Genomic DNA, 13,349 nt, shown 5'->3' on the forward strand with positions numbered 1-13,349 from the left:
CTAGCGCACCGCGCGCAGGGCGGTGGTGAAGCGCGGCAAGACGCGGCCCAGCACTTCGGCGATGTAGGTCAGGAACAACGTGCCCACCGAGCTTTTGTAGTGCGCCGGATCACGGCTGGCGATGGCCAGCACGCCATGCAGGCCTTGATGGCTGAGGGCGACGACGGCGGTGGAGCCGATCTGCTGGCGCTGTTCGGCGCCGAAGAGGAAGTCCAGCTCATGCTCGCGCAAGGTGCCGCTGATGGTCTTGCCTTCGGACAACAGGCCACCAATGGCGGTTTGCGCATCGCTGCCGCTGACCCAACGGCCCACCGGCATGGGGTTGTCGCTGAACAGGATCAGGCTGACAAAGGGCACCTGGAAATCCTGGCGCAGGCTGTCCTCCACGGCGATCACCGTTTCTTCCAGGCTGGTGGCATCCATCAGTGCGAGGATCAGGCGCCGGGTTTTCTCGAACAGGCGGTCGTTGTCGCGGGCCACGTCCATCAAATGCGAGAGCTTGTGGCGCATTTCGATATTGCGCTCGCGCAGGATCTTCATCTGTCGCTCCACCAGCGACACGGTGTCGCCACGCTGGTGGGGGATGCGCAGGGCCGGCAGCAGTTCTTCGTGCTGGACGAAGAAGTCCGGGTTAGCCTCAAGGTACGCCGCGACGGCAGCGGCCTCCAGACTGTCGCTCGGGGATGCTTGTGCGGGTACTTGAGGCTTATCGGTCATTAGCTGGGCTCACTCATAGACGGACCTGTCCTTCGTATACACGCGAGGCCGGCCCGGTCATCAGCACCGGGTGGCCTGGGCCTGCCCATTCGATGGACAAACGTCCACCGGGCAGGTCGATCAGCAGCGGCGAATCCATCCACCCCTGGCTGATCGCGGCTACGGCCGCGGCGCAAGCACCGGTGCCGCAAGCCTGGGTTTCGCCGGCGCCGCGCTCCCAGACGCGCAATTGCGCGCGGGAACGGTCGATCACCTGTAGGAAGCCTACGTTGACCCGTGCCGGAAAGCGCGGGTGGTGTTCGATCTTCGGCCCCAATTCATGCACGGGCGCGTTATTGATGTCGTTGACCCGCAGCACCGCATGGGGGTTACCCATGGACACGGCGGCCAGGTCGACGATCTGGCCGTCGACATCCACCGCGTAGCTAGTAGCTTGCTCGGTGGCTTCGAACGGAATCTCTGCCGGCACCAGGCGTGGCGCGCCCATGTTGACGCTGATCTGGCCGTCGCTGCGGATGTCCAGCTCGATCACGCCGCTCTTGGTCTCGACGCGGATCTGACGCTTGGCGGTCAGGCGCTTGTCCAGCACAAAGCGGGCGAAGCAGCGCGCACCGTTGCCGCACTGTTCCACTTCGGAACCGTCGGAGTTGAAGATCCGATAACGGAAATCCACCTCCGGGTTGCTCGGTGCTTCAACGATCAGCAACTGGTCGAAACCAATGCCGGTATGCCGGTCACCCCATTGTTTGGCGTGCTTGGGCAGGATGTGCGCGTGCTGGCTGACCAGGTCGAGGACCATGAAGTCATTGCCCAGCCCGTGCATCTTGGTAAAACGCAGCAGCATGGCTTACTCCGGCAGCAGGCTTTCGCCAGCATACAACTCGGCTACCGTCTCGCGGCGACGCACTTCAAACGCTTGATCACCGTCCACCAGCACCTCGGCGGTACGGCCGCGGGTGTTGTAGTTGGAGCTCATGACAAACCCGTAGGCACCGGCCGAATGCACGGCCAGCAGGTCGCCTTCTTCCAGGGCCAGCTGACGATCCTTGGCCAGGAAGTCGCCGGTCTCGCAGATCGGGCCGACGATGTCGTAGGCGCGGGCTGCGCTGTCGCGCGGCGTCACGGCGGTGACATTCATCCAGGCCTGGTACAGCGCCGGGCGGATCAGGTCGTTCATCGCCGCATCGACGATAGCGAAATCCTTGTGCTCGGTGTGCTTGAGGTACTCGACCTGGGTCAGCAGTACGCCGGCATTGGCGACGATATAGCGGCCCGGCTCGAACATCAGCGTCAGGCCGCGGCCTTCGATGCGCTCGCGCACGGCCTGGATGTAGTCGGCGATCAGCGGCGGCTCTTCGTCGCGATAACGCACGCCCACGCCGCCACCGAGGTCGATGTGGTGCAGGTAGATGCCGCATTCGCCGAGACGATCGACCAGCGCCAACAGGCGGTCGAGGGCGTCGATGAACGGTGGCAGGGTGGTCAGTTGCGAGCCGATATGGCAGTCGACGCCCAGTACTTCCAGGTTCGGCAGTTGGGCGGCGCGGATGTACACGTCCTCGGCGTCGGCAATGGCGATGCCGAACTTGTTCTCTTTGAGACCGGTGGAAATGTACGGGTGGGTGCCGGCATCGACGTCCGGGTTGACGCGCAGGGAGATCGGCGCGCGAACGCCCATCTCGGCGGCAACCACTTGCAGGCGCTCCAGTTCGTCGGTGGACTCGACATTGAAGCAATGCACGCCGACTTCGAGGGCGCGGCGCATGTCTTCGCGGCTCTTGCCGACGCCGGAGAATACGATCTTGTCAGCCTGGCCGCCGGCGGCCAGTACACGTTCCAGCTCGCCACGGGAGACGATGTCGAAACCAGCGCCCAGACGCGCCAGGACATTCAGTACACCCAGGTTGGAGTTGGCCTTGACCGCGTAGCAAACCAGGCTCGGCGTGCCTTCCAGCGCGTCGGCAAAGCTGCGGTATTGGGCTTCGATATGCGCACGGGAGTACACGTAGGTCGGGGTGCCAAAACGTTCGGCAATCGCGGACAGCGCCACGCCTTCCGCGAACAGCTCGCCGTCCCGGTAGTTAAAAGCGTCCATGGATTTCCCTTAGTAGGTGTCGTGCTTATGCGCTTTGGCAGGCTTTTGCGACGATTGCGCCTGTTCATTCGGGTCTTTGCTGTCATCGGGCAGGTACAGCGGGCCTTTTTGACCACAGGCACTAACGAGGCAAGCGACCGCGACGAGCGCAGCAAGGGAAGAGATCAGGCGCTTCATGGCGAAATCCTTGAATATGCATTAATTGCGCCCGAGTATACCGACCACCTGCCAGCTTGCCTATGCGCTGAAATACCCGTCCGACGGGGGTTTGCCGAGACGGCTGCGAAGCGGGCTACGCTGGCTGGGGATATTTCATACCGCCAATCGCGATGGCATCGGTATCCTTTGCAATCGGCGGGGCTCGTCCGTATCGTGCGGCGCTTGAGCAAAACCAGACACTTTTGAGGTTGCCACAATGAGTTTGACCGAAGCCCGTTTTCACGACTTGGTGGATGCTACCCAGCAGGCGCTGGAAGATATTTTCGACGACAGCGGCCTGGACGTGGACCTGGAAAACTCGGCGGGCGTGCTGACCGTCAAATTCGAGAGCGGCCAACAGCTGATCTTCAGCCGCCAGGAGCCCCTGCGCCAACTGTGGCTGGCGGCGCGTTCCGGTGGCGTGCACTTCGACTACGACGAAGAAAGCGGCAAATGGCAGTGCGACAAGAGCGAAGAGCTGTTGGGCGAAATGCTTGCGCGCCTGGTCCACGAGTACACCGGCGCCGAGCTGGATTTCGACGAGATCTGATCGTGACGCAGCCCACACCTGTACGCCCGCCCAAGCCGCTGTTCAGTAATGTCAGCCCGGCGGTGCCGTCACCTTGTATCAGTTTGTGTCGCCTGGACGAGGCAAAAGTCTGTCTCGGATGTTTTCGTCACGTCGAAGACATCCGTGAATGGCGCTCTGCCGACGATGCCCGGCGCCGGGTGATCTGCGCCCAGGCCGAGCAGCGCAGGGCCAGCGCCTGAGGTCGTCTTGTTTATTTGTGACGCTGTGGTAGTGTCCGGCTACGCCTCAACTCATCGAGGCCCGTGAGAACCCCGCCTTTTCCTGGCGGGGTTTTGCTTTTTTGTGCAGAAAAAAGGAGTCTGCCTGAATCATGACCACCGCACCGTCCATCATCCTCACCCGTCTTGACGTGCAGCGTCTGGAGCAACTGATCGACCGCCTGGGCGACGAGTCTCCTGGCGTCGCCGCGTTGCAAGCCGAACTCGACCGCGCCGAAGACGTGGTTGGCCACGATGAAGTGCCTGCGGGTGTCGTGACCATGAACTCCAGCGTGCATTGCCGTGAGCAAGGCAGCGGCAAGGACTACCACCTGACCCTGGTCTACCCGAAACACGCGAATGCCGATGAAGGCAAGATCTCGATCCTCGCGCCGGTGGGCAGCGCGCTGCTCGGCCTGCAAGTGGGCCAGCACATCGATTGGCCAGCACCGGGTGGCAAGACCCTCAAGCTGGAGTTGCTCAGCGTTGAAGGCCAGCCCAAAGATGGCGGCCCTTTCCCGCTCTAAACCTGGTTCAGCGCCGCGTTGAGCGACAGCTCCAACTCGGCCTTGTAGCGCAGGTACAGATTGCTCGGGCTTTGCCCATCGCCGAGTAGGCCCGACAGGTCCAGATCCGTGATGTAGCAGCGGTAGCGCTCGGTTTCCCGGCGCTGCCCGACGATCTCCTGGGCGACCACCGCAAACAGCTGGTCGCCAAATTCCAGTTCGCAAAACTCCCGCTGATTGCAGTACAGGGTCACGCCCACCTGGCCGGGTGCGGCCTTGCCGATAATCGCCTGCACGTCATAGAACGGTTTGTTCGCCGAGTTCTGCGGTGCCGGCCGGGGCTCGACAGTGCGCGCGCGGTTGCTGCCCGACGGTAACAGTTGGTAGTACAAGACCTGCACTTCACCCAAGGGTTGTTGTGTGTCCAGCGGTGCCAGTGCTTCGCGGCGGAAGAGGATCGATTGCAGGAAACGCTGCAACGGCGCCAGCAGGCTCTGCTCATCATGGAACGGCAAGCGCTGCTGCCAGAGTGCATTGAACTCATCCAGCACATACAACTCGGCCACGCCTTCGTTGATCCGGTAGAACACCTGCACGCAATCGGCCATGCCCATGGGCAGCAGCAAGGCCAGGTCATGGTCTTCCAGGGCCATGGCGTCCAGGTGCAGCGGGCTGTAGCTCGCCAACTCTTCACTGAGGTAGGTGATCAGCGCGTCCTGGGTTGGCAGCGGTACGTGAGTGGCTTGGCCCGGGACCAGTTCCATCACGTGGTAGTGCTGCTGCACCTGCAACAGGTAGCGGTGGTTGCCCTGGCCGAGCAGCAGGTTCTGTGCGGTGTCGAAGATTTCTTCGACGCGCTGGGCAATGAACTGCGCACGGTTGTGACAGAAACAACGCACCCGCAGACGTGGCAAGTGGTCCGAGGGCAGTTGGTTGAGGTGGTCGCGCAGGCAATCGAGCAGGGCGTGGGGGCCGTCGTAGCGGCTGACCAGCACTTCGTTCCAGCTATTGAGCGTGACCTGGTCCAGGGTTAGTACGAGGTTGTCGCGCACCCCGGCGTAGCTCAAGGAGTCGGTGCGCTCGGTGGTCATGAGGATGTTCAAGTCACGGTGATGCTTGAGCGGGTCGACGCCGACGTTGATCAGCAACAACACCTCTTCCGGCACCGCCGCGCGCAGCAGGCGTTCTTCATCGACGCTGGCCAGGGGCAGGGCGATGCTCTGTTGCAGGCTGCCCAGCAGGTTGAACAGCTCGAATTCGGTCATGTCGCTGGTGCCTGGGTGCAAGGCCAGGCGGGTGCTGCTGTCGATCACGCCGTTGCGATGGCACCAGGTGAGCATTTCCAGCAGGTCGCGGCTGCGCTTGATCGGCGCGAAGTGTTCCGACTCCTGGGCCGTGAGGTTGCCGTTGTACAGGCCCCAGTAGTGCTGGCCGGGTTCCTTGCGGTTGGGCGATTGCACCAGGGTCAGGGTGTCTTCGGCCAGGTCCGGGGCGATGCCGGGGTTGATGAACTCGACTTTGCCGGCCTTGCGCTCAAAGGCCGCATACAGGCGGCGGCCCAGCACATTGAGGTCGCGTTTGTTGACCAGGCTGGCGGTTTGTTCGGTGCGGGCGAACTGGGTGAGGAAGCGGTAGCTGTAGTTCAGCTCGCTGACCAGGGCGCGGCGCTCGGAGGCGACCTGGCGCACTTTCCATTGGCTGCGGCTGTCCAGCAGGGCCAGTTGGCGCTGGTCCCAGCCCCATTCCTGGGCAAGGCGCTCCAGCAGCAGGCGTTGCCAGCTGGTGGTGCGCTGGCCGGCGCTGAGCTTGCGGTTGACCTTGAGGTACAGGGCGCGCCGCACCAGTTCCAGGCGCTCGGGTTCGTTGCGCGCCTTGAGGTATTCCTCGATGCGGCGGTAGACCACGATGTACGGGTCGAGCTCATCCAGGTCCATCTGGTTGGCGAACACCGCCCGCTTGAAGCGCAGGCTCAGGCAGTGCACATGGGGGTGCTCGCTGGCGTAGACCTCGGTCAGCAGCAGCTTGAGCACCGACTTGTAGGGCGATTCGATGCCCTTGAACAGTTGCCATAGCCCGGCGCCGATGAATTCTCCGGGGGGAATGCGCGCCAGGTGGCCCAGGTCGAGGGTTTCATCGGCGCGGATAAACCGCTTGGAGATCAACGTGTGGGTGAACTCGGCGTAGCGGGCTTCTTCGTACACCGGCACCAACCACCAGATCGGCGTGCGCCCGGCGAGCCAGATGGCGGTGCGGTAGAACTCGTCCAGCAGCAGGTAATGCTGGGTGGTGCCGCAGTCGTCGGAACTGAGCTGGGCGTCGCGTTCCCCGAGGACAAAGCGGGTCGGCTCGATCAGGAAAAAATGCGCCTCGGCCCCCATGCTCAGGGCCCAGGTTTCCAGGAGCTGGCATTTCTTGCGCAGCTCGGCCAGTTCGTTTTCGCCGAGGTCCGGCGCGTGGCACACCCACACGTCCATATCGCTCTGGTCGGCCTGGGCCAGGGTGCCGAGGCTGCCCATCAGGAACAGGCCGTGGATCGGTTGCAGTGGGTTGCCGTGGCGCGGCTTGTAGGAAAACGAGCGGGTCAGGCGCTGGGCTTCGGTCAGGGCCTGGGCGTCGGGTTCGAAGTTCGACAGCCCGGCGGGCGTGCTGCCGGAGACATAGCCGGGCAACAACGGGTGATTGACGTGAAAGAACAGCGGCAGCAGGGTCAACACGCTTTGTTGGCGTGGGGTCAGCCCTTCGACGGCCCGGGTCATGCGGCCTGCGTTGAGGGCCATGAAACGCGCGCGCAGCTGGGCCAGCACCTTGCGGTCGATGCCTTCGTCCAAGTCTGGGCGGATTTCGTGGGTGCGGGTCATGTCGGACTCGGTGGCGCGCAGGGCCCGACGTGGGCGGCCGTGTTGGAGTTTACAGCCAGTAGCGTAGGAGGTTTAGAAGGTAATCGGTTTTTGGCGTCAGAACTTTAACCGTTTCACAGCAACGCCCCCGGAATCCGCATTGGGCGGACTCCATGGGCGGGATCAGGTGTCAGGCGGCTTCTTTGGTGTTGGCAGTGGTGAGGATGGTCAGCAGGGTTTGGGCCTGCTCCGCAGCGTCACGACCAAGGCTGGTCAGGTAGCCGCCGTCCGGCTGGTCGATAAGACCTTTCGCGTGGAGGCGCTTGGCAGCGGCGATAGCAGTGGGGGCGGCGGTCTGGTGGACTTTCAGACCTTCCTTGGTGCTGTCTAATGGGAAGAGTACAAGGATTTCCAGTTCGGCAACCAACTCAGGGGTATACGACATACGGACTCCAGACTTTCTAAGAATTTATTAGAGGCTAGCAGGCCATAAGGTGAACGCACTTTGCCGAACTGTCCAGTGTGTTGCCGCGTGTTGGATTTATTGCTTTTCCGGTGGCAGTTCCGGCAGGGCGCGCAGCGCAGTTTCATACCATTCGGTATTGAAGGCGCGGTCCTCTTCCAGCAGTGCATCGATCTCGACGGCAAGCACGTGGGCCATCAGTTGCAGGATCTCTTCACGCTCGTAGCCGACCAGGGTCAACTTGTTGAAGGTGGCCTTGGCCGCGGGTGGGTTTTCGCTCTCGATCTGGTTTTCGATGGCTTCGATCAGGGTGGTTTCGGCGAATTCTTCTTCGTCGTTGTCGATATCGGTCGGCTCGCTCATGGCAGGCTCCTCAAGGAAAGGGCGTCAGTCTACCCCCATTCAGGCGGGTGATGCTGCTGGTCAGGTGGGGCCTTCGGATCTATAACTCATGCAGCCAACCCCACACTCGGCCTGGAGGCAGTCGCAATGCTCAAGCTCTACGGATTTTCGGTCAGCAACTACTACAACATGGTCAAGCTGGCCCTGTTGGAGAAAGGCCTGACTTTTGAAGAGGTGCCTTTCTACGCGGGCCAGACGCCTGAGGCACTGGCCGTGAGCCCCCGAGGCAAGGTGCCCGTGCTGGGGGTCAAGCAGGGCTTTATCAACGAGACCAGTGTGATCCTCGAATACATCGAGCAAACCCAGGAAGGGCGTGCGCTGCTGCCGGCGGACCCGTTCCAGCGCGCCCAGGTGCTGGCGCTGTGCCGGGAAATCGAGCTGTACATCGAATTGCCCGCCCGCGCGTGTTTCGCCGAGGCGTTTTTTGGCATGCCGGTACCGGAGGCGATCAAGGAAAAATCCAAGGCCGAGCTGTTGCTGGGGATGGGGGCTTTAGGTCGGCACGGCAAGTTCGCGCCTTATGTGGCGGGGGAGAGCTTCACGATTGCGGATCTGTATTTCATGTACAGCGTGAACCTCGCCTGCGGGGTGGGCGAGAAGCTGTTTGGCCTGGATTTTCTGGCTGATATGCCGGCGGCCAAGGCGTTGCTGGACAAGTTGCATGCACTGCCCAATGCGCAGAAGGTTGCGGCGGACAGGGAAGCGGCGATGCCGGCGTTTATGGCGATGATTGCTGCCAAGAAGTAAATATTTGCTGCCTGGGAGGCAGTCATCGCGGGCAAGCCCGCTCCCACAGTTGACCGAGGTGTCTTGATGACCCGGGTCTCCTGTGGGAGCTGGCTTGCCTGCGATGCTTTTAGCGGCTGGCGAGCAGGGCCTGACCGCGCACAACGGCAGCCTTCACCTGCGCCGGCGCAGTCCCGCCAATATGGTCACGCGCATTCACCGAACCTTCCAGGGTCAGCACGGCAAACACATCCTGTTCGATCTGGTCGCTGAACTGGCGCAGCTCTTCCAGGCTCATTTCCGCCAGGTCCTTGCCGGTGTCCACGCCGTATTTTACGGCATGGCCAACGATTTCGTGGCAGTCACGGAACGGCAGGCCACGGCGCACCAGGTAGTCGGCCAGGTCGGTGGCGGTGGAGAATCCGCGCAGCGCCGCTTCACGCATGATCGCGTGCTTGGGCTTGATCGCCGGGATCATGTCGGCAAACGCGCGCAGCGAGTCGCGCAGGGTGTCGGCGGCGTCGAACAGCGGCTCTTTGTCTTCCTGGTTGTCCTTGTTGTAGGCCAGAGGTTGGCCTTTCATCAGGGTCAGCAGGCCCATCAGCGCACCGAACACGCGGCCGCTCTTGCCACGTACCAGCTCCGGCACGTCGGGGTTTTTCTTTTGCGGCATGATCGAGCTGCCGGTGCAGAAGCGGTCCGGCAGGTCGATGAACTGGAACTGCGCGCTGGTCCACAGCACCAGCTCTTCGGAGAAGCGCGACAGGTGCATCATCGCGATGCTGGCGGCGGCGCAGAATTCGATGGCGAAGTCACGGTCGGACACGCCGTCCAGGGAGTTGCCGCCCACGGCGTCGAAACCCAGCAGTTGCGCGGTGTATTCGCGGTCGATCGGGTACGTGGTGCCGGCCAGTGCGGCGCTGCCGAGCGGCATGCGGTTGGCGCGCTTGCGGCAATCCACCAGGCGCTCGTAGTCGCGGCTGAGCATTTCGAACCAGGCCAGCAGGTGGTGGCCAAAGGTCACGGGCTGTGCGGTCTGCAGGTGGGTGAAGCCGGGCATGATGGTGCCGGATTCACGCTCGGCCTGTTCCAGCAGGCCTTTTTGCAGGCGGGTGATCTCGGCCAGGATCAGGTCGATCTCATCACGAATCCACAGGCGGATATCGGTCGCGACCTGGTCGTTGCGGCTACGGCCGGTGTGCAGTTTCTTGCCGGTCACACCGATACGGTCGGTGAGGCGGGCCTCGATATTCATGTGCACGTCTTCCAGGTCGACGCGCCAGTCGAACGTACCGGCTTCGATTTCACCGCGGATGGTGGTCAGGCCATCGATGATGCTGTCGCGCTCGGCGTCGGTCAGCACGCCGACCTTGGCCAGCATCGTGGCGTGGGCGATCGAGCCCATGATGTCGTGGCGGTACAGGCGCTGGTCGAAGGTGACGGAGGCGGTGAAGCGGGCGACGAAGGCGTCGACGGGTTCACTGAAGCGGCCGCCCCAGGACTGGTTGGTCTTGTCGGTGCTCATGGATTCGCTCGTGATCTGCTTTAAAGAGGCTTGGAGGTGTGCCGGCGATAATAACAGGGTTGCCCGTGGAGGCGGTGCTACGGGTGGTCGGCATTTTTATTTGCACGAAGGGTGGCAAAGTGCCTTGCCGCCGGACGCGTCCGGGAAGAGACTGGACTCGGGTGTTTATTGAAACGATATTTGACGATAGAGCAATGTCGTCGCAGTGAGCGTCTACAGTTGCACTGATAGAGCGTGAATGCACCAAAGCCGGGTGATGCGGTCAGAGCCCAGGCTATTCATTCAGAAGGGGGGTATTCGGATTGTGTATCAGCAAACCCTACGACGATGCCCGAAGTCAGAAGGTCTTGGGCGCAATTGAACAGGTCCGGGTAAATATGGGTGCCACTGTCAGGGCACTTTTTGCCGCTCGCGCTAGTCTTAGCGTGGATCGCTGTGACGCAAGTCACCGCACCTGTCTACGTTATCCTTGTGCGAGACTCACGCAGGAATCCAGCGCAATATGAATGTCCTGATCGTTGAAGACGAACCCCAAGCCCGCGAGCGACTGAGCCGTTTGGTCAGTGAACTCGAGGGTTATACAGTCCTTGAACCGAGCGCCACCACGGGCGAAGAAGCGTTGACGCTGATCGACAGCCTCAAGCCCGACGTGGTCTTGCTCGATATTCGCCTGCGGGGCCTTGATGGCCTGCAAGTCGCCGCCCGCCTGAGCGAACGCGAGTCGCCGCCGGCGCTGGTGTTGTGCGCAGGGCCGGAAGATTTCCCCGCGCAGACCCTGGAAGCCAGTGGTGTCAGCTTCCTGGCCAAGCCGGTCGAAGCAGGCGCCCTGCTCAAGGCCCTGAAAAAGGCCGAGCGCCCCAACCGCAGCCAACTCACCGCCTTGACCCAGCCTGCCGCCCAAAGCGGCAACGGGCCGCGCAGCCATATCAGTGCACGTACCCGCAAAGGTATCGAGCTGATTCCACTGGATCAGGTGGTGTACTTCATTGCCGACCATAAGTACGTGACCCTGCGTCACGAGGCCGGTGAAGTGCTGCTCGATGAGCCGCTCAAGGCCCTGGAAGATGAGTTTGGTGATCGCTTTGTGCGTATCCACCGCAACGCGCTGGTCGCCCGTGACCGTATCGAGCGGCTGCAACGCACGCCGCTTGGGCACTTTCAGTTGTTCCTGAAGGGGCTCAATGGCGATGCCTTGATCGTCAGCCGACGCCATGTCGCCGGCGTGCGCAAGATGATGCAGCAGCTTTAGCCCAAGGGCTTTGGCGCTGCCTGCATTCCATATCCCGGTGCGACGCGGCCAGGGAGGCCCCGCACTTGCTGATTCAAATCAAAGCGTATTTGCCTGAGCTGTTATTATCTGCCGTATCTATTCAGTACGGATTGATCCATGTCCTCTCGCGAAATCCGCATCGCCACCCGTAAAAGTGCCCTGGCCTTGTGGCAGGCCGAATACGTCAAAGCACGCCTTGAGCAGGCCCACCCAGGTCTCGTGGTGTCCCTGGTGCCCATGGTCAGTCGCGGCGACAAGCTGCTCGACTCGCCGTTGTCGAAGATCGGCGGCAAGGGCCTGTTCGTCAAGGAACTGGAAACCGCGCTGCTGGAAAACGAAGCCGACATCGCCGTGCATTCGATGAAAGATGTGCCCATGGACTTCCCCGAAGGCCTGGGCCTTTTTTGTATCTGCGAGCGCGAAGACCCGCGCGATGCCTTCGTTTCCAATACCTACGCATCCCTGGATGAATTGCCCCTGGGCAGCATCGTCGGCACCTCCAGCCTGCGTCGCCAGGCGCAGTTGCTGACCCGTCGCCCGGACCTGCAGATCCGCTTCCTGCGCGGCAACGTCAACACGCGCCTGGCCAAGCTGGATGCCGGTGAATATGACGCGATCATCCTGGCCGCAGCCGGGCTGATCCGCCTGGGCTTCGAAGACCGCATCACCTCGGCCATCAGCGTCGAAGACAGCTTGCCAGCCGGTGGCCAGGGCGCCGTGGGCATTGAATGCCGCACCGCCGACAGTGAGATTCACGCACTGCTCAAGCCCCTTGATCATCACGATACCGAAGTGCGCGTCACCGCCGAACGTGCCTTGAACAAGCACCTCAATGGCGGCTGCCAGGTGCCTATCGCCTGCTACGCCGTGCTCGAAGGGGAAAACCTGTGGCTGCGCGGCCTGGTGGGCGACCCGGACGGCGGCACCTTGTTGACCGCCGAGGTGCGTGGCCCGCAACGTGACGCGGCGGCGCTGGGTATTCAGGTCGCCGAAGCGCTGCTGGACAAAGGCGCCGGCGCCATCCTCGAAAAAGTCTACGGCGAGGCCGGCCCGCAGTGACCGACTGGCGTGTGCTGCTGACGCGGCCTGCCGAGGAGTCGATGGCCCTGGCGGCCTCGTTGTCCCAGGCGGGTATCTTCAGTAGCAGCCTGCCGTTGCTGGACATTGAGGCGTTACCCGTTAGTGCTGAGCAACAGGCGATCTTTCGTGACCTGAGCCGCTTTTGCGCGGTGATCGTGGTCAGCAAGCCCGCTGCACGCCTGGCGGTGCAACAGCTGGACCAAGCCTGGCCGCAGCTGCCGTGGTTCAGCGTCGGCGCGGCCACGGGCCAGGTACTGGCCGATCACGGGCTCAACGTTCACTATCCCGAAACCGGCGACGACAGTGAGGCCTTGCTTGCACTGCCGGCCTTGCGCGAGGCTGTTGCACGGCCCGATGCCCGCGTGTTGATCCTGCGCGGCGAAGGCGGTCGCGAGTTGCTCGCTGAGCGTTTGCGCGAGCAAGGTGCTAGTGTCGTCTATCTGGAGTTGTACCGTCGGTTCCTGCCGAGCTATGCCGCCGGGACGCTGATGCAACGCATCCAGTTGGAACGCTTGAACGGCCTGGTGGTCAGCAGTGGGCAGGGTTTTTTGCACCTGCAAGCCCTGGCCGGTACCGATTGGCCAGAGGTGGCACAGTTGCCGTTGTTCGTGCCGAGCCCGCGAGTCTATGAGATGGCGCGGGCTGCTGGCGCAGAAAAAGTTGTGGATTGTCGCGGTGCGAGTGCCGCGGCTTTGTTAGTGGCACTGCGCAGCCATAGCGCGACCACTCTCTGATACGCAA

15 protein-coding genes are annotated in these 13,349 nt (G+C 62.4%); 7 read left to right on the plus strand and 8 right to left on the minus strand.

Annotation, left to right across the window (positions count from 1 at the left end; translation table 11 throughout):
* Genes ACZRMO_RS06650 through lptM form a run of 4 tightly spaced genes read right to left on the minus strand, consistent with a single transcriptional unit; the run spans position 1 to position 2,989 of the window.
* Positions 1-717: a DUF484 family protein gene (locus tag ACZRMO_RS06650; protein WP_017736988.1), complete on the minus strand. Its 717-nt coding sequence runs from the start codon at positions 715-717 to the stop codon at positions 1-3.
* A gap of 13 nt (positions 718-730) precedes the next feature.
* Positions 731-1,561, minus strand: coding sequence for a diaminopimelate epimerase (gene dapF, locus ACZRMO_RS06655; RefSeq protein ID WP_463972314.1), 831 nt, complete (start codon positions 1,559-1,561; stop codon positions 731-733).
* A 3-nt stretch (positions 1,562-1,564) separates the two neighbouring features.
* On the minus strand, positions 1,565-2,812 hold the full coding sequence (gene lysA / locus ACZRMO_RS06660) for a diaminopimelate decarboxylase (RefSeq protein ID WP_463972315.1): 1,248 nt from the start codon (positions 2,810-2,812) through the stop codon (positions 1,565-1,567).
* A 9-nt stretch (positions 2,813-2,821) separates the two neighbouring features.
* Positions 2,822-2,989 (minus strand): LPS translocon maturation chaperone LptM, encoded by a 168-nt coding sequence (gene lptM / locus ACZRMO_RS06665; RefSeq protein ID WP_017845169.1) that lies wholly within the window; start codon positions 2,987-2,989, stop codon positions 2,822-2,824.
* A 238-nt stretch (positions 2,990-3,227) separates the two neighbouring features.
* Between lptM and cyaY the strand changes: the two genes are divergently transcribed.
* The 3 genes from cyaY to rnk all read left to right on the plus strand — a co-directional run bounded on the left by cyaY (position 3,228) and on the right by rnk (position 4,326).
* Complete coding sequence (cyaY, locus tag ACZRMO_RS06670; protein ID WP_027608321.1) at positions 3,228-3,560, plus strand: iron donor protein CyaY; 333 nt, start codon at positions 3,228-3,230, stop codon at positions 3,558-3,560.
* 2 nt (positions 3,561-3,562) lie between these two features.
* A complete protein-coding gene (locus ACZRMO_RS06675) occupies positions 3,563-3,781 on the plus strand; it encodes a DUF1289 domain-containing protein (protein WP_463972316.1) in 219 nt (72 codons plus the stop codon).
* 131 nt (positions 3,782-3,912) lie between these two features.
* On the plus strand, positions 3,913-4,326 hold the full coding sequence (gene rnk / locus ACZRMO_RS06680; protein WP_124526885.1) for a nucleoside diphosphate kinase regulator: 414 nt from the start codon (positions 3,913-3,915) through the stop codon (positions 4,324-4,326).
* Here rnk and ACZRMO_RS06685 read toward each other — a convergent pair.
* From ACZRMO_RS06685 to ACZRMO_RS06695, 3 genes are all read right to left on the minus strand, one after another.
* Positions 4,323-7,163, minus strand: coding sequence for a class I adenylate cyclase (locus tag ACZRMO_RS06685; RefSeq protein ID WP_463972317.1), 2,841 nt, complete (start codon positions 7,161-7,163; stop codon positions 4,323-4,325). The genes rnk and ACZRMO_RS06685 overlap by 4 nt on opposite strands.
* 169 nt (positions 7,164-7,332) lie before the next feature.
* Complete coding sequence (locus tag ACZRMO_RS06690) at positions 7,333-7,587, minus strand: TIGR02647 family protein (protein ID WP_014720451.1); 255 nt, start codon at positions 7,585-7,587, stop codon at positions 7,333-7,335.
* A 96-nt stretch (positions 7,588-7,683) separates the two neighbouring features.
* The gene (locus ACZRMO_RS06695; RefSeq protein WP_010207441.1) at positions 7,684-7,968 is read right to left on the minus strand and encodes a hypothetical protein; all 285 of its coding nucleotides are present in this window, start codon (positions 7,966-7,968) and stop codon (positions 7,684-7,686) included.
* A gap of 126 nt (positions 7,969-8,094) precedes the next feature.
* Here ACZRMO_RS06695 and ACZRMO_RS06700 point away from each other — a divergent pair, with 126 nt between their 5' ends.
* Complete coding sequence (locus tag ACZRMO_RS06700) at positions 8,095-8,754, plus strand: glutathione S-transferase family protein (RefSeq protein ID WP_463972318.1); 660 nt, start codon at positions 8,095-8,097, stop codon at positions 8,752-8,754.
* A 109-nt stretch (positions 8,755-8,863) separates the two neighbouring features.
* Here ACZRMO_RS06700 and argH read toward each other — a convergent pair whose 3' ends face one another.
* Positions 8,864-10,258 (minus strand): argininosuccinate lyase, encoded by a 1,395-nt coding sequence (gene argH / locus ACZRMO_RS06705; protein WP_207040368.1) that lies wholly within the window; start codon positions 10,256-10,258, stop codon positions 8,864-8,866.
* A 502-nt stretch (positions 10,259-10,760) separates the two neighbouring features.
* On the opposite strand from argH, the gene ACZRMO_RS06710 reads away from it, so the two are divergent.
* The 3 genes from ACZRMO_RS06710 to ACZRMO_RS06720 all read left to right on the plus strand — a co-directional run bounded on the left by ACZRMO_RS06710 (position 10,761) and on the right by ACZRMO_RS06720 (position 13,342).
* On the plus strand, positions 10,761-11,507 hold the full coding sequence (locus ACZRMO_RS06710; protein ID WP_463972319.1) for a LytR/AlgR family response regulator transcription factor: 747 nt from the start codon (positions 10,761-10,763) through the stop codon (positions 11,505-11,507).
* A gap of 138 nt (positions 11,508-11,645) precedes the next feature.
* On the plus strand, positions 11,646-12,587 hold the full coding sequence (gene hemC, locus ACZRMO_RS06715; protein ID WP_017736979.1) for a hydroxymethylbilane synthase: 942 nt from the start codon (positions 11,646-11,648) through the stop codon (positions 12,585-12,587).
* The gene (locus ACZRMO_RS06720; RefSeq protein WP_463972320.1) at positions 12,584-13,342 is read left to right on the plus strand and encodes a uroporphyrinogen-III synthase; all 759 of its coding nucleotides are present in this window, start codon (positions 12,584-12,586) and stop codon (positions 13,340-13,342) included. The genes hemC and ACZRMO_RS06720 overlap by 4 nt, the downstream gene beginning before the upstream one ends.
* Positions 13,343-13,349: the final 7 nt, after the last annotated feature.

Source organism: Pseudomonas sp. B611 (assembly GCF_055407965.1).

Excerpts from the sequence above, each read along its gene's own strand:
- lysA (WP_463972315.1), bottom strand. The coding sequence starts at position 2,812 with ATGGACGCTTTTAACTACCGGGACGGCGAGCTGTTCGCGGAAGGCGTG.
- ACZRMO_RS06690 (WP_014720451.1), bottom strand. The coding sequence starts at position 7,587 with ATGTCGTATACCCCTGAGTTGGTTGCCGAACTGGAAATCCTTGTACTC.
- ACZRMO_RS06700 (WP_463972318.1), top strand. The coding sequence starts at position 8,095 with ATGCTCAAGCTCTACGGATTTTCGGTCAGCAACTACTACAACATGGTC.
- ACZRMO_RS06685 (WP_463972317.1), bottom strand. The coding sequence starts at position 7,163 with ATGACCCGCACCCACGAAATCCGCCCAGACTTGGACGAAGGCATCGAC.
- rnk (WP_124526885.1), top strand. The coding sequence starts at position 3,913 with ATGACCACCGCACCGTCCATCATCCTCACCCGTCTTGACGTGCAGCGT.
- cyaY (WP_027608321.1), top strand. The coding sequence starts at position 3,228 with ATGAGTTTGACCGAAGCCCGTTTTCACGACTTGGTGGATGCTACCCAG.
- argH (WP_207040368.1), bottom strand. The coding sequence starts at position 10,258 with ATGAGCACCGACAAGACCAACCAGTCCTGGGGCGGCCGCTTCAGTGAA.
- lptM (WP_017845169.1), bottom strand. The coding sequence starts at position 2,989 with ATGAAGCGCCTGATCTCTTCCCTTGCTGCGCTCGTCGCGGTCGCTTGC.
- hemC (WP_017736979.1), top strand. The coding sequence starts at position 11,646 with ATGTCCTCTCGCGAAATCCGCATCGCCACCCGTAAAAGTGCCCTGGCC.
- ACZRMO_RS06650 (WP_017736988.1), bottom strand. The coding sequence starts at position 717 with ATGACCGATAAGCCTCAAGTACCCGCACAAGCATCCCCGAGCGACAGT.
- ACZRMO_RS06710 (WP_463972319.1), top strand. The coding sequence starts at position 10,761 with ATGAATGTCCTGATCGTTGAAGACGAACCCCAAGCCCGCGAGCGACTG.
- ACZRMO_RS06695 (WP_010207441.1), bottom strand. The coding sequence starts at position 7,968 with ATGAGCGAGCCGACCGATATCGACAACGACGAAGAAGAATTCGCCGAA.
- dapF (WP_463972314.1), bottom strand. The coding sequence starts at position 1,561 with ATGCTGCTGCGTTTTACCAAGATGCACGGGCTGGGCAATGACTTCATG.